At 68.4% G+C, this 20,591-nt stretch carries 14 protein-coding genes and 1 pseudogene; 6 read left to right on the top strand and 9 right to left on the bottom strand.

All coding sequences use genetic code 11. The annotated features are described in order from the left end of the window. Window positions 1-37: 37 nt before the first annotated feature. Together ACWDXS_RS16340 and ACWDXS_RS16345 are read right to left on the bottom strand one after the other, a co-directional pair. Window positions 38-1,546, bottom strand: coding sequence for a hypothetical protein (locus ACWDXS_RS16340; RefSeq protein ID WP_449966422.1), 1,509 nt, complete (start codon window positions 1,544-1,546; stop codon window positions 38-40). Further along, the gene (locus ACWDXS_RS16345) at window positions 1,533-2,642 is read right to left on the bottom strand and encodes a hypothetical protein (protein ID WP_378989207.1); all 1,110 of its coding nucleotides are present in this window, start codon (window positions 2,640-2,642) and stop codon (window positions 1,533-1,535) included. Before ACWDXS_RS16345 ends, ACWDXS_RS16340 begins: the two co-directional genes overlap by 14 nt. Before the next feature lie 133 nt (window positions 2,643-2,775). Between ACWDXS_RS16345 and trmB the strand changes: the two genes are divergently transcribed. From trmB to ACWDXS_RS16360, 3 genes and pseudogenes are all read left to right on the top strand, one after another. Further along, on the top strand, window positions 2,776-3,579 hold the full coding sequence (trmB, locus tag ACWDXS_RS16350; RefSeq protein ID WP_449966426.1) for a tRNA (guanosine(46)-N7)-methyltransferase TrmB: 804 nt from the start codon (window positions 2,776-2,778) through the stop codon (window positions 3,577-3,579). Continuing rightward, window positions 3,576-4,292 carry an NYN domain-containing protein gene (locus tag ACWDXS_RS16355; protein ID WP_082844190.1) on the top strand — a complete coding sequence of 239 codons (717 nt, stop codon included), beginning with the start codon at window positions 3,576-3,578 and terminating at the stop codon, window positions 4,290-4,292. The genes trmB and ACWDXS_RS16355 overlap by 4 nt, the downstream gene beginning before the upstream one ends. Then, window positions 4,293-6,878 (top strand): annotated as a pseudogene (locus tag ACWDXS_RS16360) (MMPL family transporter); the annotation flags it as partial. It lies immediately after the preceding gene. 1,612 nt (window positions 6,879-8,490) lie between these two features. On the opposite strand, the gene ACWDXS_RS16365 reads toward ACWDXS_RS16360, so the two are convergent. The 5 genes from ACWDXS_RS16365 to ACWDXS_RS16385 form a co-directional block, all read right to left on the bottom strand. Continuing rightward, complete coding sequence (locus ACWDXS_RS16365) at window positions 8,491-10,212, bottom strand: DUF2339 domain-containing protein (protein ID WP_449966431.1); 1,722 nt, start codon at window positions 10,210-10,212, stop codon at window positions 8,491-8,493. Between the two features lie 585 nt (window positions 10,213-10,797). Further along, window positions 10,798-11,469, bottom strand: coding sequence for a DUF1707 SHOCT-like domain-containing protein (locus ACWDXS_RS16370; RefSeq protein WP_378653837.1), 672 nt, complete (start codon window positions 11,467-11,469; stop codon window positions 10,798-10,800). Between the two features lie 62 nt (window positions 11,470-11,531). Continuing rightward, window positions 11,532-12,182 (bottom strand): response regulator, encoded by a 651-nt coding sequence (locus ACWDXS_RS16375; protein WP_378916257.1) that lies wholly within the window; start codon window positions 12,180-12,182, stop codon window positions 11,532-11,534. Window positions 12,183-12,198: 16 nt separating this feature from the next. After that, window positions 12,199-13,377, bottom strand: coding sequence for a MacS family sensor histidine kinase (gene macS, locus ACWDXS_RS16380; RefSeq protein ID WP_449966436.1), 1,179 nt, complete (start codon window positions 13,375-13,377; stop codon window positions 12,199-12,201). Continuing rightward, the gene (locus ACWDXS_RS16385; protein WP_378989211.1) at window positions 13,358-14,599 is read right to left on the bottom strand and encodes an AI-2E family transporter; all 1,242 of its coding nucleotides are present in this window, start codon (window positions 14,597-14,599) and stop codon (window positions 13,358-13,360) included. Before ACWDXS_RS16385 ends, macS begins: the two co-directional genes overlap by 20 nt. Window positions 14,600-14,638: 39 nt before the next feature. Here ACWDXS_RS16385 and ACWDXS_RS16390 point away from each other — a divergent pair, with 39 nt between their 5' ends. Both ACWDXS_RS16390 and ACWDXS_RS16395 read left to right on the top strand, forming a co-directional pair. Next, window positions 14,639-16,255, top strand: a complete 1,617-nt coding sequence (locus tag ACWDXS_RS16390; RefSeq protein WP_449966440.1) for an adenylate/guanylate cyclase domain-containing protein — start codon at window positions 14,639-14,641, stop codon at window positions 16,253-16,255. Window positions 16,256-16,264: 9 nt separating this feature from the next. Continuing rightward, entirely contained in the window at window positions 16,265-17,338 is a 1,074-nt protein-coding gene (locus ACWDXS_RS16395; RefSeq protein ID WP_378989212.1) for a lysylphosphatidylglycerol synthase transmembrane domain-containing protein, read from the top strand. Here ACWDXS_RS16395 and ACWDXS_RS16400 read toward each other — a convergent pair whose 3' ends face one another. Then, window positions 17,339-17,695: a DUF3054 domain-containing protein gene (locus ACWDXS_RS16400; protein ID WP_378989213.1), complete on the bottom strand. Its 357-nt coding sequence runs from the start codon at window positions 17,693-17,695 to the stop codon at window positions 17,339-17,341. It lies immediately after the preceding gene. Between the two features lie 73 nt (window positions 17,696-17,768). Beyond that, window positions 17,769-19,448: an NTF2-like N-terminal transpeptidase domain-containing protein gene (locus ACWDXS_RS16405; protein ID WP_449966445.1), complete on the bottom strand. Its 1,680-nt coding sequence runs from the start codon at window positions 19,446-19,448 to the stop codon at window positions 17,769-17,771. Between the two features lie 396 nt (window positions 19,449-19,844). Between ACWDXS_RS16405 and ACWDXS_RS16410 the strand changes: the two genes are divergently transcribed. Continuing rightward, the gene (locus ACWDXS_RS16410; RefSeq protein ID WP_378635010.1) at window positions 19,845-20,405 is read left to right on the top strand and encodes a hypothetical protein; all 561 of its coding nucleotides are present in this window, start codon (window positions 19,845-19,847) and stop codon (window positions 20,403-20,405) included. Window positions 20,406-20,591 lie beyond the last annotated feature (186 nt).

Here is a 20,591-nt window from a genome sequence, read left to right on the forward strand (position 1 = left end):
TAACAGGTACCCACCGGTGTATCGGTCAATCCCGCGCTCACAGTCGATCGAGCGTGGCGATGTCACGCTCACAGGCCGTCAGCTGTGCGGGACGCTCGGCGACGAGCCTGCGCGCGAGCGCGTCGAGTTCGGTGACACGCCGATCCACGGCCACCGCTCGCGCGGTCGATTCCCGAACCACGTGCTCGGCCAATTCGGCCTCGATGTCCACCAGCACTCCCGCGACACGCTGTTCGAGCTGGGCTTTGATGTTCACCAATGCCTCGGAGACCCACTGGGCCATGTGGTTGCGCTCGGCGAGTTGGCCGCGGGCGCGCACGACCCAGTAGGCCGCGCCCGCGCCGAGCAGCAGCGTCACCGGGACGCTCGCCACGTCGAGTGTCGGGACCAGCGACAGCGGCGCCACGACCAATCGGCCGAGGCCGACGCCGGCCGACGCGCCGAGCGCGATCATGAGGTGATCTTCGACACCTCGGTGTCTCTTGCCGGGATCCGGACCGACTCGCGGCGCCGGATCGCGGCGCCGGGTGGTCGGCGCGGCGGTACCGATCCGGCGCGCCGCTTCGCTGACCCGTTCGTCGATGACGGCGTCGACCGAGACCGACAGCTCACCGGCCGCCTGCTGCAAACGCTGTGGGTAGGCGCGCAGTTCGGCGCGGTCGCAGCGGTCGAGTTCGGCGCGCGAGCGGGTGTGCAGTGCGCGCACCATCGCGCCGAGCTCGGTGGTCAGGTCGACGCGGGCGAGCTGCACCTGGCTGCGCACGGCGGCGAGACCGGTCTGGCGACCGCCGTCGCGCTCGGCGACCAGTCCGATGCGTTCCTCCCTGATCCGTGCGGTGTCCGTGCCGGAGCGCAATGCGGTGATCTGTTCGTCGATTCTCGCTCTGGTGTCGGTGAGGACCCGGGTGCGGACGGCGGTGCGGCGCTGGGCACCGTCGGCCGGTCCCTTCGCGGTGGCCGCGGCCAGGGTGGCGTGCAGTCCGGCCACGCCGGAGCGATCGAGCAGGGCCGAATCGTCGGTGGCGCGGGCGGCGGCGGCCAGCCGGGCCGAGACGGCGACGATGTCGAGGTCGGTGATGCCGCGCGCGGCGAGCAGTTCCAGGTTGCGGTCGCGGGTCGCGCGCCAGTCCTGATAGGCGTGAAAGCCGTTCATGGCGAGCAGGATTCGCTGATCGGCGGCGCGCAGACGGTCGATCAGGGCGAACATGCCGGCGCCGAGGACACTGCCCGCGTCGAAGAGGATGAGCGCCGCGGCCGGGTCGTTGCCCACGGTCGGATCGGCCAGGTCGATATGGGGTTCGAAGCGGGCGAGTTCGGTGCGCAGCAGAGTGGTGTTGGCGTCGTCGGGGGCGTAGAAGTCGACGCTGCTGCCCTCCCCCGCGGCGGCCATCGCCCGGAGCAGGGCGCCACCCTGCGGATTCCACCGGTCGATCACCGCGTCCACCGCCGCGGGTAGGGCACCGGGGTCGTCGGCGGACGCGGCACTCGTATCGCCGCTCGCGTCGACGGCCGAGCGCTGGCCGGGCGGGACCTCAGAGGCCTGCACTGGACATCCGCTCCCAGGCTCTGACATAGCCGTTGTGCACGCGCAGCGCGGCCCGCCGGGCAGCGGGGGGCATGTCGCTGGACACGACGGCACGCCAGCGGGTGGCGCGGGCGAGCGCCTCGTCGGCGTCGCCGGGCGCGGGTGACGGGTAGCCGGCGGCCAGGTGGGAGACCTGCGGACAGGCCAATCCGGCGCACAGACCGGCCCAGAGCGCTTCGTCTCCGGTGAGATAGTGCTCGATCAGTTCTCGCGCGCGGCCGCCGTCGCCGGGGACCGCGCGGGCGGCCAGCCGGGTCAGCTCGTCGAGCAGTTCGCCGCCGCGCACCGCTTCCACCTGCTCGTACCGGCGGTGGACCAGCTTGTGCAGCGGATCGACCCCGCTCGCGGAGTGCAAGATCTGGATGATCGCCGACGCGGGCAGATCGGGATCGGCGCGCAGGGCCGACAGCGCGCAGTCCACACCGTAGAGATCCCAGTTGGCGATCAGCCGTCTGCGCGCTTCCTGGTCGGAGCCGACGCCGATGAACAGATCGGCGGCGAGCACCGACGGCACATCGGGGCCGACCGCGAGCCTGCGCAGATCGCTCAGATCCTCCGCGCTCACCGCTCCCGACCTGGTCCTGGCGGCGACCGAGGCGACGATCGGCACGATCGGCAGGCCGAGCTCCTGCGCGTGCCGCTGTGCCGCGGCCACGGCCTCGCCCCAGCGCGCGCCCACCGCGTCGGCCTTGTTGAGCACCACCACGCCGCGACCCTGCGGCACGGTCGCGAGCAGGCGGTAGTCGGCGGCCTGCGGCGCACCGGCCAGCACATAGATGACCAGATCGCCGTCGAGGACCGGGTCGGGCAGCTCGGGCTGATCGACCGGCGCGGTCTCCTGCGCCGACAACAGGGCCAGCGCGGCCATCACGGTGGTCCGCCCGCTCAGCGCACGCCCGGTGATCTGGATGTGCAGCGGACGACGACGGCGCGCAGCCGCCGCGGCGAGCTGTTCGGCGATCCCCGGATCACCCCCGCGACCTGCACCTAGAACCGAGATCAGCGCGTCGAGCTGGTCCGCGGGTCGTGTCTGTGCGAATTCAGTGGCTGTCGGCATTGCGCACACCCCCTTTTCGGAGGGCATTGTGTCAGATCCGCGCCGAGCCGGGGCGGGGCGAACCTTCTGCCGACCTGGGCGGATCAGCGGTCCCCCGAACTCGCCTGCGACGTAGCTCCGCGCATGCTGGACAATGGACGACGTGAACGACGCCGCCAACCACGCCGAGCCGACCAGCCACAAGCTGTCGGAGATGCCGAACGACGCGGGCAGGCGCTCGCTCACCGGCTCCCGGCTGTACCCGCGCGTCACGAGCTTCCGCTCGCGGCGAGGCGCGCTGACGCCGAATCAGCAGACCTCATGGGACCGCACCTGGCCGGTGATCGGGCGCGATGTGTCCAACGATCCGGTCGAAGCCGACGCCTGGTTCGGGCGCGAGGCGCCGCTGGTGATCGAGATCGGTACCGGCACCGGCACGGCGACGGCCGCCATGGCGAAGGCCGAACCGCACCTGAATCTCATCGGCATCGAGGTGTATCAGCCCGGACTGGCCCAGCTGGTCCAGCAGATCGAGCGCGAGGAGATCGAGAACATCCGGTTGCTGCGCGGCGACGCCGTGGACGTCCTGGAGAACATGGTTGCCCCGGAGTCGCTGATCGGTGTTCGGGTGTTCTTTCCCGACCCGTGGCCGAAGGCCCGCCACCACAAGCGCAGGCTGCTCCAGGCGCCGACCTTCGCCCTGATCGCCAGCAGACTCAAGCACGGCGGCGTGCTGCACGTGGCCACCGACCACGCGGATTACGCCGAACATATTCTCGAAGTAGGCTCCAAGGAACCGCTGTTCACCGGCTTGAACGACACCACCGGCGGCGACAGCGCCGCCAACCGCACTACCGCGCCGATCGGTTTCGAACGGCCCGTCACCAAGTTCGAAGGCAAAGGCCTGCGTGCCGGTAGCGCCATCAACGAGTTCATATGGGGGAAGATCGACAGATGAGCGTGAGTGAGATCGCCCCCGAGATGCCGGTGCCCGCCCAGGCAGGCTCCGGTTCCGAGGCGTTGAGCGGTTCCGATGTTCGACGTGTCCTGCTGGTCTGGGACGCGCCGAACCTCGACATGGGGCTCGGCGCCATCCTCGGTGGGCGTCCCACCGCCGCTTATCGCCCCCGCTTCGACGCCCTCGGCCGCTGGCTGCTGGCCCGCACCGCCGAGATCTCGGTCGCGTCCAAGGGGCGCATCGAGGCCGAGGCCACCGTCTTCACCAATATCGCACCCGGCACCGCCGACGTGGTCCGCCCGTGGGTGGAAGCGCTGCGCAATGTCGGTTTCGCGGTGTTCGCCAAGCCCAAGATCGACGAAGACTCCGATGTCGACGCCGACATGCTCGCGCACATCGCGACCCGGCAACGCGACGGTGGTTTAGCCGGCATCATGGTCGCCTCGGCCGACGGCCAAGCCTTCCGTGAACCCTTGGAAGCCATCGCGGCCAAGGGAATCCCAGCTCAGGTGCTCGGATTCCGTGAGCACGCGAGTTGGGCGGTCACTTCGGATACCCTCGGGTTCGTCGACCTCGAGGACATCCCCGGCGTGTTCCGCGAACCGCTACCGCGGGTGAGTCTCGAGTCGCTGCCCGACGAGGGCGCTTGGCTGCAGCCGTTCCGGCCGCTGTCTGCGCTACTCACTTCTCGCCCTGGTCAAGGAGTCGCTTAAGTGTTCACCCGCTGGGGCGATCTGGTCTACCGGTTCCGCTTCGTCGTCATCGTTGTCGTCGGTGCGGCGATGTTGGCGTTGGGCGCCTACGGCATGGGGCTCGGCCCCCGCCTGACTCAGAGCGGCTGGTTCGATCCGGGCTCGGAGTCGGTGAAGGGCGCGGAGATCGCCGACGGGTCATACGGGCGCGACCACAACGCCGACGTGATCGTCATGTACAACGCCCCCGAGGGCAAAACGATCGATGACCCGGAGTTCCAGCAGAAGATCGTCGCCAGCCTGACCGGGGTTGTCGCCGAACATCCCGATCAGATCGGCAAGATCAACGGCACCTATTGGAAGGTGGGCGACGCGCCCGCTGTGCCGTCGGCGTTCGGGTCGAAGGACAAGAAACACGCGTTCGCCTCGATCGCCATCGCCGGTGACAACGACACGGTCATGATGGCCAATTACCGTGCCGTGCAAGACGTCTTCTACATCCCGGGCGTCGACGTCGAGGTCTCGGGCTTGCAGCCCATCGCGGTCACGCTGACCGACACCCTCGACCACGACTCCAAGCGGATGGAAGTGCTGGCCTTCCCCGCGGTGGCGATCCTGCTGTTCTTCATCTTCGGTGGCATCGTCGCCGCCGCGCTGCCGCTGATCATCGGTGGTCTGACGATCATCGGTGCCACCGGCATCGTGACGGTGCTGACCAATTTCACCGAGGTCAACATCTTCGTCACCGGCGTCGTCTCGATGATCGGGCTCGGTCTCGCGATCGACTACGGCCTGTTCATAGTCAGCCGTTTCCGCGAGGAACTGGCCGAGGGGTACAGCACGCCCGCCGCTGTGCGGCGCTCGGTGATGACCGCCGGACGAACAGTTGTCTTCTCCGCGACGATGATCATCGCCAGCCTCGGCGGCATCCTGATCTTCCCGCAGGGCTTCCTGCGGTCGGTCGCGTACGGCACCATCGCTGCCGTCTCGCTGGCGGCACTGACCGCGATCACCATCCTGCCCGCGATGCTGGGCATCCTCGGCCCCCGCGTCGACGCGCTCGGTCTCAAGCGGTTCCGCAAGACCAAGACCGCCGAGCAGATCGAGAACGGCTTCTGGGGCAACACGACCCGCTGGGTCATGAAGCACCCGCTCAAGATCGCTATTCCGATCACCGTCGGTCTGTTGTTGCTGATCATCCCGGTCAAGGACCTGGCGTTCGGCGGCATCAACGAGAAGTACCTCCCGCCGGACAATACGACCCGGTCCGCACTCGAGCACTTCTACGAAGTCTTCCCGCAGAAGAAGACCGACCCGATCCAGCTGGTCTTCGTCTCGGACAACACCAACGCGATCGGCAAGGTCTGGAAGGAAGCCAACCAGGCTCCCGGGCTGGTCGGTCCGTTCGAGGTGCCGGTCAAGTCGCCGACCAACCCCGAGGTGTTCCGCACCTCGGCGACCCTGGTCGATCCCACCGGTGGCGCCGAACCGACGATCGACTATCTCCGCTCGATCGAAATACCCGACGGCGTCACGATGTACGTCACCGGTCAGCCCGCGCTCATGGCCGACAGCATCGACACGCTGCTGGAATTGATGCCGTGGATGATCTTGCTCGTGCTGGTCACCACCACCGTGCTGATGTTCCTGACGTTCGGTTCGCTGGTGCTGCCGATCAAGGCCGCGTTGATGAGCGCGCTCGGTCTCGGCGCGACCCTCGGCATCCTCACGTGGATCTTTGTCGACGGCCACGGCGCCGGGGTGCTGAACTTCACGCCACAGCCGATCAGCGCACCGGTCTTGATGCTGATCATCGCGATCATCTACGGCTTGTCGACCGACTATGAGGTCTTCCTGCTCTCCCGCATGGTGGAGGCACGCGCCCAAGGCGCGTCGACCACCGAAGCCGTGCGGATCGGCACCGCCCAAACCGGCAGGATCATCACCGCTGCCGCACTGATTCTGCTGGTGGTGACCGGCGCGTTCGCGTTCTCCGACATGGTGATGATGCAGTACATCGCCTACGGCATGATCGCGGCGCTGTTCATCGACGCCACCATTCTGCGCATGCTGCTCGTCCCGGCGATCATGAAGCTGCTCGGCGACGATTGCTGGTGGGCGCCGAAGTGGATGAAGCGCATCCAGGAGAAGATCGGCCTCGGCGAACCCATCCTCGACGACGAGCGCCCGGAACACGGTGGCGTGGTCGACCTGGTGAAGACCACCCCGATCACCGACCCGCCGACCATGCAGATGACGGTGGTCCCCGATTCCAAGCTGGCCCGCACCCCGCGCAGGCCGCGCACGGTCGCCGAGATCGAGGCCGAGGCCCCGACCCAGCGCATCGACAAGATCACCGACACCGACGCCGCCGAACCTGCCCGTTCGCGCCAGCCGATGTCGCCCGATCCGACGCGTCCTCGCGCCTCGGTGTTGTCCTCGGGCGAGCCGACCCGGGAGTTGCCCGTGGTCAAGCCGGGTACGCCGGCGAAAGTCGCTCCGGAGGACACGGCGAAGCAGGAGGACTCCGGTCCCGACCTGCCGAAGTACGTTTCCGGCGAGCCGACCCAGGTGCTGCCGATCGTGAAGCCGGATGCTCCGAATCCCGTTCAGGGACCTGATGATTCGACCACGGATACCGCCGAGGACGAAGACCGTGGCTATTCGGGGCCGAGCTTCGGCACACCCCCCATTCCCCTCGCCGATCTCGGCGATCCCCGAACCGGCCCCGGTGGTGCCGCTCGCTCGACCAACGGGCGCGGACGCACGAACGGCACCGCCGAAACCCCCACCGGCCCGTCGATCTCGCGACCCGGACCGGTCGACACCGGGTCCGGCCTCGATCTGCCCGGCATCGTCACCGGGGTTCCGCCGCGTGGCTCCGAACGCGTACAGCCGCCTTCGGGCTACAACACCTCCGGCGTGATCGGTGAGACTCCGCCGGTGCCCCGGGTGTCGACCCCCGACGAGACCGGCGACAGCGCCGGATTCGGCACCCCCCCTGCCGATTCGCCGCCGCGACCCAGCATTGTGCCCCCGGCCAGGCCGAACACGGCGACACCGCCGCCGCGTGGGATCGTCCCGCCGCAGGCGCCGAGGATCGTGAACACGCCCCCGAACGCGACACCCCCCGCGCCTGCGAGCGAGACTCCGTCGAGCGGAACTTTCAACGGGTTCAGCCCGGTGACCGCGTCGAACCTCAGGCCGGTCACGCCCGACTCCCCCGCGCCCGATCCGGTCGATGCGGCCCCTCCGGCGGAGCCGAGCCGTCCGTCAGAGCAGAGTCGTCCGTTCGAACACAGCCGTCCATTCGCGCCGAGCCGTCCGACCGAACAGAGCCGTCCGACGGAGCAGGCCGATCCCCCTGTGCGCGAGACGGATTCGCGCCCGTATGAGGTCGATACAGCGAGCCCTGACTTCACAGCGGCGCCCGGCTCGCATCGCGCCGAGTCTCACCAGGGCAGTCCGGCTCGCGCGGAAACGGAACCCGAGTCGCCGATCCCGCCGCAGGGCATCTTCGGCACCGCAGTACCTGTGGAACCGCAGCCGAGCTCCCCGTGGAACAACGGCATGACCGGCCCCGGCACACCACGCGGTTTCACCTCGTCCGACCAGGACAGCGGACCTCGCTTCTCTCCGGTCACCCCGTCCTCGGCCGACGAGGCGAACCGTGATCGTCCTGTCGTCGATTCCTCCGGCGACCGGCCGACTTCGGCTCGACCGGCAGACGTGGTGCGTCCGCAGATCGCGCCGCCCGGATTCACCGAGGTCCGACCCGAGACCGCGCCTTCACCCCGGCAGCCGGATTCGGCAACCGGCGAAACATCGGCCGCCAGTGGGGAACCGGCCGGCGAGGCACCGGCGACCGACCAGATCGGCACCCCCGGTCAGTGGCAGGCGCCTTCCGGTTTCACCGCTGTTCCGACGCCGCCCGCATCGCCTGCGGAGCCTTCCGACGATGCGTCCCTGGATACTCCTGCCGCCGAAACCGATGCCACCGCAGCGGAATCCCCCGCCGATACGCGCAACGAGATCGAGAACTGGATGGCGCAGCTGCGCTCGTCGCGCCGCGGTACGGCCGCGGACGAGGGTCGCCACCACGGCAACGAGGGCCGGACGGTGAGCGTGAACGAACTGCTGCGCCGACGCGAGGACGACTGACGTTCGCAGTGCTGACACACGGCCGGCGGGGCTTTCGAGCCCCGCCGGTTCGTTGTTTCTAGGAGACCTGGCGCGGTGGTGCTGCCTCGGCGAAGGCACGTGCGTAGCGGGTTCCGGTGAGCAGCAACAGGATTCCGACGGCCAGGAACGCGGTGACGCGGACCAGGCCGGACAGTGTCGCCAGATCGAACAGGAACAGTTTCGCCAGTGCGGCCGCGGCGACCAGCAGGCCGGACACCAGGCAGACCTTCGCCACGGCGGGCGAACTGGCGAGACGACGCAAACCGTAGAACAGCGAGCCGGTGGCCACCGCCATCCACACGATGGTCGCGAGGCTGTGCCCGACGACGAAACCATCGGCACCGCCCAGAGATACGCCGAGGGACACCGCGGCGACCAGCACGTAGTACAGCCCCGCGATACTCACCGCGATCCACACCCCGGTGACGAGCGCCGGATCGTCGCACCGCGGCAACCGTGGCACGGTCCACGCCACCATCGCCGCCACACCCAACCCGACCACGGCCGCCACGGCCGTCGCGACATCGAGTTCCCGCTCCGCGAGCCACTGCAGCGCAAGTGTTTCCGGCGTAGCTGTCGCCAGCATCACCAGCCCACCGAGCAACGCGAACGCGATACCGAGCCCGGCGGCCACCCGGGTGCGACTGACGGCGGCCACCGCGAGAAACCCCAGACCGGCCGCGAACAGCATGGTCGGTAGCAGTCGAGGGTGACCGCTCGTCGCCGCCACGCAGGTCTGCGACAGAGCTGCGGCACCGGTCAGACCCGCCACCAGTGCCGTGTGCCGCGCGATCCGCAACACTGCGACAGGCCGAACATCCTCGGCATCAGGAGCATTCGCGGGGCGGGGAGGCGTCGCGGCGGGGACCACTCCCGTCAGGCGCGGAATCACCGCGGTGGCCGCGAGGCCGAGCAGGACAGCGGCCAGAGCCGCGGTGATCGAGGCGCTCACCATTCGGTCGAACAGTACGGCGACGGCGAGCACCGGAAGGGCGGTCAGCGCGATCGTGATACTCGCGGTGATGTCATCGTGCCTGCGCCGCACCGTGAGCAGCGCGCCGACCAGACCGACCACCGCACAGGCGATCGCGGCGACCAGCAGACCCTGCCGCTGCTGCGCCTCCGAGCCGGAGATCACCCCTTCGATCCCGCTGAACGCCACCATCCCCAGCACGGCGAGCACCACCGGCACAGTGCGCGCCACGTGGAGCACCGGCCAATCCCTGCGCATCTGCACCGGCACCCCGGCCGCCTGCAACACCACCAGGAACCCGAGCAACATCAACTCGGTGGTCAACGCGGGTGACAGCACCGCGGCCCCCACCACCACCCCCACGGCCAGCGGCTGCGACTGCCACCGCACCGCGATTCCCACCCCGATCAACGCCACCACCAGCGCCACCGCGAGCCCCACCCCGCCAGGGACCCATCGGTAATACCCCGTCACCGCAACGACATCCAGATACATCCCGGCGATACCGGTGGCCACCAACGCGATTGCGCCGACCCGGCCGCCGGGCCGACCGAAAACCCGCCACCCGAGGCCGACGAGCACCACCGAAAGACCCGCCCCAGCAACGACTCTCGCTATCGGGCCGAAGAACCCCGCCTGTGCGGCCAACACCAGCAGCATCAGCACGCCGACCAAGGTCACGCCGACCCCGGCCACCGCCAGCACCCGGGAAATCACCCCTTCCCGCTGCCACCACGGCACCCGAGCCTCGCGCCCCGGCCCACGCATCTGCATCGGCATCGGCATCGGCGCGAAGGGTCGACCAGCCGGATAAGTTCCCTGCCCCCACCCGGACCCAACCTGACGCCCCTGCCCCGCGCCCACGGGCACAGCCGCTCCATGCGCCGACGCGTAGGTCGCTGTGTGGCCAACACCTGCCCACCCCGCCTGACCGAGGTCAGCGCCCCGAGGCGGACCGCCGTGACCAGGCCCGAAGCCCGCAACAGTCGGCGGGCCCACAACGGGCGCAGGCCCCACAGCAGGCGGCCCCGCAACAGCCGCAGGCCCCACAGCAGGCGACCCCGCAACAGCCGCAGGCCCCACAGCAGGCGCACTCGACTTCGAGGGCACCACCTCACCCGCGCGCAGCGCTGCTTCGGCCCGCAACTGCGCGGAAAGCACGTCCAGATCGCCCCCCAGCTGACCCATCCTGGCGCCCAGCGCGGTGAACTCCCCCGAGAGCCGCGCTACGAGCGCGGGATCAATAGCGGTACTCATATCCCCATCGTCGGCGCCCGACACCCGCCGAACATGAGTAGAAACCCCCGTCAACCCCCGGTTCCTACCCGAATCAGCCCGGGTAGCCCTCGACGTCTCCCCGACTACCCGGGATCATGACCCCAGAAACCGTCGCCACTGCACCATCAACGGATACTTCGCCGTCACCGACCCGAACCGGATACGTCCGTGTACGACAAGGTGCAGAGGTCCGATCGGCGGCCCCGTACGCACCTTGTTGTTGGCCGAGGACCCCACCAGATCGAGACCGTTGAGGTCGACGGTGGCCGCCGCTGGAACGAGCAATGTGAGGCTCGTGCAGTAGTCGTCGACCTGAATCTCCACGATCTGCGTCTGCATCACCGCCTCGGTGAAGTCCAAGGTCACCCCGGACATCAGGTTGTTGAGGTGCAGCACCGGCGGCACCTGCCACGGCCCGCGTCGATGCACCCCCGACAACCGGCTGCGGATCGCGCTCGGATTCGATCCACCGGCCGGAACCGGGATGTGTCGTGGGCGCGGCATCGCGGCGGGCTGCGGTGTGCCCGCCACCCGCATACCGGGCAGGTCGACCAGCACGGCGTTGAGTTCACCGCGGGTCTTGGCGGCCAGCGCGGTGTCCATCCGCTCGGTGAACTCCCCGAGCGACAACATGCCGAGCCCGACGGCACGCTGCAGCAGCTGACCGACATGCTCACGTTCGGCATCGGAAACACGCAGCTCACGGTCACCGACGGGACCAGCCGTCGCGGCACCGGGTACGAAGAGGGATTCAGGACCGCCCATGTCATCGAGGGTAGCCAGACACCCCTACCGAGCACATCAGGGCAAACCCCTAATCACTGCGACTACTCGAGCCCCTGCTCGATCGCGTAGCGGGTGAGTTCGACCCGATTCGCCAGCTGCAACTTGCGCAACGTCGCCTGCACGTGGTTCTCCACGGTCCGGTGCGAGAGATTCAATCGAGTAGCGATCTGCTTGGCCGACAACCCCTTGGCCACCATCCGCAGAACTTCGGTCTCCCGCTCGGTCAACGACGGCCGATGCGGCTGATCGGCAGCCGCCGGTGCGGTCGCCATCCGCCGATATTCGCCGAGCACCAACCCGGCCAGCCCGGGCGTGAACACCGGCTGACCAGCGGCAGTGGCCGTCACAGCGTCGATCAGCTCGGCGGCGGACGCGCTCTTCACCAGATATCCGCTGGCCCCGGCCTTGATCGCGTCGAGCACATCGTCGCGCTCGGCCGAGGCCGACAGCACCAGCACCCGGCTGTGCGGCGACACCCGCAGCACTTCGGCGGTGGCCGCGGCCCCGTTCCCGTCGGTGAGCTGCATATCCATCAACACCACGTCCGGCTGTACGGCCGCGGCCCGGCGGGAGGCCGTGCCGACGCCGTCCGCGGTCGCCAGTACCTCGAAACCGGCTTCGGCGAGATCGCGCGAAACACCCTCACGCCACATCGGATGGTCGTCGACCACCATCACCGTGATCACCGGCATCGCCCAGCTCCTCTTCTCAGCGCGCCGGATGGCGCGGAATCCGGAATTCCCACTCGGTACCGAGGTCCGCGCCCTCGGTCAACAACTCGGCACTGCCGCCCAGCGCCTCGATCCGGCCGACGATCGACCGCGAAACCCCCATCCGCCCTTCGGCTTCGGCCGCTTCCAGCCGTCCCGTCGCGATCCCCACACCGTCGTCGCGCACGCTCACCACCAAGCCGTCACCGGTGTCTTCGAGCAGCACATAGGCTTTCGCGTCGGCGCCGGCGTGCAGCGAGACATTCGACAGCGCGGTGTTCACCGCCGCCGCGATCTCCTGGGCGACCATCCGTCCTACCAGCACCGGATCGCCCGGCGTGGCCACCGATATCTTCGGCGTGGCGTGCGCGGTCAGCAGTGGCCGCAGATCCACGTCGCCCGACCCCGGATCTGGCAGCTCCGCCTGCTCGGACAGCAGCACCCGCAACGCCACCTCTTGTTCTCCGGCCCGCTGCGCGAGTTCCTTTGCGGGCCCGCCTATCTCGCTTCCACGGCGTTTGATGAACGCCAGCACCTGCAACACCCCGTCGTGCACCTCGCGAGCCAGCCGCTCCCGCTCCTGCGCCGCCGCCGTGATTCGCAAAGCCCGTTCGAGCTGCCCCTGCGCCCGTCGAGCGGTATTGGCGGCCAACCCGAGCGCCAACCCGACCGAAACGAGTACCGGTGCGGTCGCGTCGCCCCAGACGTCCTGTCCCCACTGATCCCGCACGGTCACCACGACGGCCGACATGGCAAGTCCGGCGACAACACCCGCGACAGGTCCGCGCAGAATGGCCATCGAGATCACCGAGTTCGCGATCCACAACGTCGTCGGCAGGGTCTGATGTCCGTGGTACCAATCGTAGTCCGCGACAAGCCGAGTCGAGGCGATCAGCGCGATCGTCACCACCTGGTCGCCGAACACCACCCAGCCGCGGATCTTCCCGGTCGCCTCGGGGAAGTACCACTGCGACAGCAGCAGCGCCGAACTGCCCGACCAGATCGCCATCACCGCGATCAGCATCCAGCTCAGTCGCGGATGCTCGTAATACGACACCGACGCGATCTGCTGACCGATCGCGTACAGCAGCGTGACCAGCCGAAACGCCTGCGCCGCCCGCCACAGCGGCGCGGTGGCGGCGTCGGCCGAGCTCAGCTCAGCGGTGTGAGTCCGCATCGCCGGACTCGGCTTCTTCCATGCGCAGTCGCTTCGCCACGTCGAAGCGGCCCGGCGGTTCCGGTTTGTCGGGTTCGGCGCTGAACCGTTTTCGCTCCTCGGTGGCGACCAGCTCGCCGAAGGCCTCCTCCGGACTGTCGGCGAGCAGATAGCGAATCGCCGTGTTGCCCACCGCGATCAACGGCACGGCGAGCAGTGCCCCCGCGATTCCGCCGACGACCAACCCCGCGGTGATGGCCAGCACCACGGCCAGCGGATGGATACTCACGGCCCGCCCGAGCAGCAGCGGTTGCAGCACATGGCCTTCCAGCTGCATCACCGCGATGATGATGCCGAGCACGATCAGCGCGGTCACCAGGCCCTTGGTGACCAAGGCGATGAACACGGCGACGAACCCGGCGAAGAACGCGCCGATGATGGGGATGAACGCGCTGATGAACACCAGCGAGGCCAGCGGCAAGGCCAACGGCACATGCAGAATCGCCAGCCCTGCTCCTATACCGATCGCGTCGACGGCGGCCACCGCGACGGTGGCACGCACGAACCCGACGAGCGTTCCGAAGCCCAGTTCACCGGCGGTGCGGACCTTTTCTCGGTGCGCGGTGGGGATGATCCGGGTGACGAAGTTCCAGATCTGATCTCCGCCGTAGAGGAAGAAGATGAGAATGAACAGGATCAGGAAGGCACCGGTGAGAATGTGGCCGATGGCGGTGGCGGTGGTCAGCGCGCCGCTGGTCAGGCTCTCGCGGTTGTCCTGAATGGTGCGCACGATGGTGTCGCCCGCGCTGCGGATCTGCTGATCGCTCAGATGGGGCGGACCGTTGATCAGCCAGTCCTGCACTTTGTGCACGCTGTTGGTGACCTCGTTGGACAGCCCCGGCACACCGTCGACGAACTGTTCGACGACGAAGGTCAGCACCCCCGCGAGCAGACCGATCGACCCCAGCAGCGCGACGAACACGCCCAGCGAACGCGGAATCCCCACCCGCTGCATCCAATCGACCATCGGCGCGAGCAGCGCGGCGGCGAGCAGCGCGATGGCCAGCGGGATCACCACCGTGGCGAACTTCTGCACGAGCATTCCGACCGCGAGCAGGGCGCCGAAGATGATCAGCAGCCGCCAACTCCACGCGGCGGCTTTGCGGACCAGGGGATGAACTGCCTCGGCGTCCGAGCGCCACGGCGTTGACGCGGTCCCGGAATCTACCTTCTGGTCGGTCACTCGAGAGAGCCTATCGGTCCGAACGCTAGATTGGTGGTCGTGTCGGCGCCCCTGGAAGCGGTCAAACAGACCATGCGAACGCGCTGGCCGCTGTATCTGACGTCTGTGCTGCTGGCGAACGCCTTCGGCGCGGTGCTGGTGTGGGCCTTCATCCAATACGGCCTGCCGGTTCCGGAGGGCGATCCGGGTGGGGTGCGCCAGACCGGTCTGCTCGCGCCGCTGCTCGTTTTCGGGGTGGCCGCGGTGCTGAGCATCTTCGCCGCGGCGCTCATGCTGCGGCCGGTGATGCGCTGGCAGATGCGCGGCGGGCCACCGAGCAGACGCGAGCAGATGGCGGCCCTGCACGTGCCGCTGCGGCAGTCGATCGTGCACCTGGTGCTGTGGATCATCGGTGGCGGGATCCTGGCCGCACTGATCATCACCGAATCGCCCGAACTGGCGGGTGCGGTGATCGTCACCGAATGTATGGCCGCCACCATCGTGTTCGGCTTCACCTACATGCTGGGTGAACGCATCCTGCGCCCGGTCGCCGCGGAGGCGCTGACCGAGGGCACCTTCGACCACACGCTCACCCCCGGCGTCGGCACCCGGATGGCGATGACCTGGGGCATGGGCACCTTCGCGCCGACCATCGCGATCGTGCTGCTGTGCGTCACCCAGATCTCCTCGGACGTGAAGTTCTCGGCGAAGTCGCTCGCGATCTCGATCCTGCTGCTGTGTGGCGTGGTGATCCTGCAGGCGCTGGCGCTGTCGATGCTGACCGGTTCCTCCATCTCCGACCCGGTGCGGCAGTTGTCCCAGGCCATCAACAGGGTGCAGGCCGGCTCGCGTGACGTGCAGGTGGAGGTCTACGACGGGAGCGAGATCGGGCTGTTGCAGGTCGGCTTCAACCGGATGATGGACGAGGCGGCCAAGCGCCGCAAGCTGCAGGAACTGTTCGGCCAGCACGTCGGCGAGGACGTGGCGCAGCGGGCACTGGACTACGGCACCGAACTCGGTGGTGAGACCCGGTTCGTCGCGGTGCTGTTCGTGGACATGGTCGGTTCCACCGCCGCCGCGGCCGAACGCCCGCCGACCGAGGTGGTGAGCCTGCTCAACGAGTTCTTCCGGGTGGTGGTCGACGTGATCGACAGCCACCACGGTTTCGTCAACAAGTTCGTCGGCGACGCGGCGCTCGCCATCTTCGGCGCCCCGCTGGATCGCCCCGACGCGCCGAGCGCCGCCCTCGCCGCGGCCCGCGACTTGCGCGAGGCCCTGCGCGAGGTGACCAGCCTCGACATCGGCATCGGCGTCTCGGCGGGCCTGGCGGTGGCCGGAAACATCGGCGCCGCAAATCGTTTCGAATACACCGTGATCGGCGACCCCGTCAACGAGGCGTCGCGGCTCACCGAATTGGCCAAAGATCATCCCGGCCGCGTTCTCGCTTCGGGCAGCGCGCTCTACTTCGCCGACGAAAGCGAGCAAGAACATTGGATAACCGGAGACGAGGTCCAATTGCGCGGCAGACGCAGAAAAACCCGCCTGGCCTGGCCGAAGTCGGCGATCGCCGCGCCGCGCGGGGACGAGGAAGAACAGATGCGTTCGTTGGGCGTACCTGCGCCTTCGCTCCGGCCGTGCGCAGTCTGCGGACGGCCGGAAGCCGACTGTGTTCACTAGGCTGAGACCGTGACGGCCGACGGCGACCTAGCAGGCGCACCGGCCGAGCGCCGCCGCCGCCGCTTTCGGTGGGTCAAGTGGGTGCTCGGCGCGGTGATCCTCGCGCTGCTCGTCGGCGAAGGCGTGTACCTGTGGCCCCGCCTGCACGAATCCTGGCGCACGCTCACCGAGATCCACTGGGGCTGGCTGTTCCTGTGCATCGTGTTGCAGGCGATGTCGATGAGCGGTTTCGGGCGGGTGCAGAAACAACTGCTGCACGCCGGTGGGGTGGACGTCAGTCAGGGGAAATCGGTATCGGTGGTCTACGGCGCGACCGCGATGTCGCTGACGCTGCCCGCCGGACAGGTCTTCTCCACCGCGTTCACCTACCGCCAGACCCGGCGCTGGGGCGCGAGCCCGATCGTGGCCTCCTGGCAGCTGGTCTTCTCCGGCGTGGTCGCCGCCGCGGGGCTGGCGCTGCTCGGGATCGCCGGCGCCGCGCTGGTCGGACAGGGAATCGGCTTCAAATTCGTCGTCTCGCTGGTGGTCCTCGCCCTGGTGGTGTTCGCAGGCAACTATCTCGCCCGCCATCCCGGCACGCTCGAGGCCGTGCTGCGGCGGGTACTCGCGCTGGTGAATCGGCTGCGGAAGAAACCCGCCGATCACGGCATCGCCAAGCTGGCCGAGATCCGGGCGCAACTCGAGTCGGTCGATCTGGGGAAGAAGGACGCGGCGCTCGTCGGGGTGTGGGCGCTGGTGCACCGGTTCGCCGACGTGGCGTGTCTCGGCACCGCCTGTTACGCGATCGGCGCCGATCCCAAGTTGTCCGGGCTGCTCATCGCCTTCGCGGCGGGCAAGGCGGTGGGGTCGATTCCGTTCGCGCCGGGCGGCATCGTCTACGTGGACGCGACGCTGATCTACAGTCTCACCGCGGCCGCGGGCCTGCCCGCCGCGCAGGCCGTCGCGGCCGCGTTCGTATACCGGCTGGTCAGCTTCATCCTGGTCGCCGTGGTCGGCTGGATCGTCTTCGCGTTCCTGTTCCGCACACCACAGGCCGACGACGAAGAATACGAGCAAGAGTTCAAGCAGCAGCGACGAATCTGATCAACGCAGCGCGCGAATGGCCGCCCGCCAACCCAGCAGGAACAGCGCGAGGACGCAGGCCGCGACGATCATGAAACTCAGTGCGACGCCCTGACCGCTGATGGCGCGCAACACCATCCCGCCGACCAGGGTGCTCGCCCAGATCAGAATTCCGGTGGGCCACAACGCCGTTGCGTCGAACCGCGTGTTCCGTGCGAGGTAGACCGCTAAAATCCAGCCGAGAATCAGTCCTAACCCGAAGGGCCACACCGTTTTCAGCAGACCGGCGATGACGGCTTCGTCGTGACTGCGCCTCCCGATCGCGCAGAAGACGATCACCAATAGAGCATCGATACCGAACGGCGCGTATCTCTTCACCGACGTAGCGTAACCGGTCAAGATCGACTTCGAGACCGGGTTCATAGCCACTGAGCAGTGATAACTCTCGCTTTTACGGCTCCGGCGTCGCCAGCGATTTCAGCAGCACGGCCGCGAGTCGTGAAGTGGCGTCACCACTGTCGACATCGGCGATGTGCACCGCGAAGACCAGGTCGCCCATCGTCGCCAGCAGCCAGCCGTCGGCGCCGCCCGTCGCGGCGAAGGCGGTGATATCGCGGAATCCGCGCAGGGCGGCGGTTTCGGGCTTGCCGATGCCTTCGTTCATCATTGCGCGCAGCCGGTCGACCGCGGGCTGGGGCAGCGCGGGAACCGGCGTATCGGTGGTGCCCGGCTTGCCCGCCTCGATCATCGGCGGCGCCACCGACCCCCGCGAAATGGCCGCCGCGGCGATCGCCATCCCGAAGGGGCTCACCTGCACCGCGTCGGCGCCCGCACCCTGACGCACCTGCTCGGTGCTGCGGCCGGGCGTGCTGATCCGCCCGGTCACCTCGTCGAGCCCGGCCACCTTGAAGTCGACGCCGACGCCGAGCGCGGTGGCCGCCTCGGCCGCCTCCTGCACGGTGACGTCCTGCGGCGGCTTGTTCTTGATCGCCGCGGCCACGGTGCGGAACAGCTCCATCGTGCCGCCCGCCGGGAACAGTCCGGTGAAGGCGATCGGTCCCTTCTCCGTCGCGTACGAGTTCTGCGCGACCGCGACGACCGCGCCGGTCGACGGCTGAATGGCCACGACCGTGGCCGCGGTCCCCGCGCTCACCACGGCGTCTTCGGCGGCGCGCTGTAGTCGCTGATCCATCGTCGCGGCGATGTCCGGCCCGGCCGGTCCCTGGTATCCAGCCACCTGGTTGACGAACCTGCCGTCGGCCTCGAAGATCTGCACACCCCAGCCCGCGGTGGCCTCGAGGCTGTCCTGCCACACCTCGCGCAGCGCGTCGAGCATCGGCGAACGGGTGCGCCGGTCGGCCGAGATCAGTTTGGGCTGCTTCTCCATCACCACACCCGGCACCTTGGCCATCCGTGGTTCCAGGATCGCGAAATCCCCGTCACGCAGGTTCACCGCGACGATCGGCTTGCCCTGCGAGCCTGCCAGCTGCTGCATCAGCGACGGCCCGGTGATCAGGGGCGCGACCGGCTCGATGGCGTCGGCGAGCGCGTTGGTGGTGCCGACGAGGTCGCCGGTGCGGCTCGGGTCGATCTTGATGACGTTGAGCGTCTGCTCGGTCATCAGCGTTTCGCCGGGCAGGTCGACAACCTTGGGCGGCGGCTTCGCGGTGGTACGCACGAGCTTGACGGTGCGATTGTTCGTCAGCTGCGGCATGACCACCGCGGGCTCCCAGGAGATCCGCCAGCCGATGGCGAGCTTGCGTACGGTGCCCTGCAGTGTGTAGGTCCAGTCCTTCTTCTCGCCGAAGTTCCAGGCGACTTCCATGCTGAAGATCGCCGACTGCTTGTCGAGGTCGATAACCTGCGACGCCTCGTAGTCGACGGTGCCCGTTTGCAGGCCCTCGAACATTTGCTTCATGGTTGCCGAAGCGGCAGCGGGGTACGAGGTCAGGTCGGCGGCTTTGCCGTAGTCCTGATCGTCGAGGTACTCGGTGAACCGCTGGACCACCGTCTCCGACTCGCTCGTCTTCCCACCCACTCCGCACGAGCACAGCGCGATGGCGAGGGTCGCAACCCCCGCGATCGCCATTGCGCCCCGGACGCGAAAGCGGCGGGATCCCCACACATCCATATCGCCCACTCTTCACTCTTGCCACTCCGGTAACAAATCCACCGTACCGGAAGTTGACCCGTCTCCAATGCCCCGGTCAGTCGGGATACTCCCCGACCTCGACACCTCGATTGTGCCGGAAATCTCGCCCCGATGAGGGTCCGTTTTCCAACCTCGCCCAGTAAGCGGCAACAACTGCTGCGTCAACCGTACCGACAGCCGCGCCAGGTGGTGCGGATCTCGCATTTGTCCGGCGATTCAACGCGAGGGTACCCAGGCCGCCTCCGCCCACACGCACGGCATCGCCTTTACCGAGTCGATACGCGCTCGTTCACGCAGAGCGGAATTCACCGCGCTGATATCGGCGTAATCTTGTAATCAACGCAACGTGCGCAAGACAGATAGCAGGTGATTTCCATGCGGAACGATCGACGCGAGCGCGGATTCGGCCGACCCGGCGGATGGCAGCAAGCCGACCTTCCCGATCCCGCCGACGCCCCCGACTGGTTCGCCGGACGATTGCCCGCCGACTGGTTCACCGGGCCGGTGGACATCGAGATCGACCGCGACGAGATCGTCGTGGTCGGCGAACTGCCCGTCCCCGGCGACGCGAGCACCCCGGCGGCCACGAAAGAAGGCGCGCTGGCCCGCTTCCGCGAGTCGACCCGCCCGGCCCGCATGCAGATCGCCGACGAGGCCCAGCGGCGTTACGGCCGCAGCGTCGCGTGGGGCGTGCGAGTAGACGGCGAACGGATCCTGTTCACCCACCTGGCCGTCCCCGTGATGACCCGTCTCCGCCAGCCCGAACGCCAGGTCCTCGACACCCTGATCGACGCGGGCGTCGCCCGCTCCCGCGCCGACGCCCTGGCCTGGACGGTCAAACTCGCAGGCAAACACGCCGAAACCTGGCTGGCCGAACTCCGCGAAGCCATGCGCAAGGTCGACGACCTGCGCTCGGAGGGCCCGACGGGCTTGTAGCCCCCCAGCGAAACGGGTACGGCCCGTATGTCCCTACCCAAAGGGCCCCGCCCTGATCTGGACTGACCGGAGGGTGCGACGAAGGAGTACCCGGAGGGAGGGAAGATCAGGGCCCCCAGGGGCCCGCTCGAGCGCGCCAGCGCTCCAAAAACACAGCCACCACACGATCCGGGACAGGTCCAACCT

The organism is Nocardia sp. NPDC003183 (genome assembly GCF_053590715.1).

Excerpts from the sequence above, each read along its gene's own strand:
- ACWDXS_RS16375 (WP_378916257.1), bottom strand. The coding sequence starts at position 12,182 with ATGCCGGTGATCACGGTGATGGTGGTCGACGACCATCCGATGTGGCGT.
- ACWDXS_RS16355 (WP_082844190.1), top strand. The coding sequence starts at position 3,576 with ATGAGCGTGAGTGAGATCGCCCCCGAGATGCCGGTGCCCGCCCAGGCA.
- ACWDXS_RS16370 (WP_378653837.1), bottom strand. The coding sequence starts at position 11,469 with ATGGGCGGTCCTGAATCCCTCTTCGTACCCGGTGCCGCGACGGCTGGT.
- ACWDXS_RS16365 (WP_449966431.1), bottom strand. The coding sequence starts at position 10,212 with ATGCCGATGCCGATGCAGATGCGTGGGCCGGGGCGCGAGGCTCGGGTG.
- ACWDXS_RS16410 (WP_378635010.1), top strand. The coding sequence starts at position 19,845 with ATGCGGAACGATCGACGCGAGCGCGGATTCGGCCGACCCGGCGGATGG.
- ACWDXS_RS16405 (WP_449966445.1), bottom strand. The coding sequence starts at position 19,448 with ATGGATGTGTGGGGATCCCGCCGCTTTCGCGTCCGGGGCGCAATGGCG.
- trmB (WP_449966426.1), top strand. The coding sequence starts at position 2,776 with ATGGACGACGTGAACGACGCCGCCAACCACGCCGAGCCGACCAGCCAC.
- ACWDXS_RS16345 (WP_378989207.1), bottom strand. The coding sequence starts at position 2,642 with ATGCCGACAGCCACTGAATTCGCACAGACACGACCCGCGGACCAGCTC.
- macS (WP_449966436.1), bottom strand. The coding sequence starts at position 13,377 with ATGCGGACTCACACCGCTGAGCTGAGCTCGGCCGACGCCGCCACCGCG.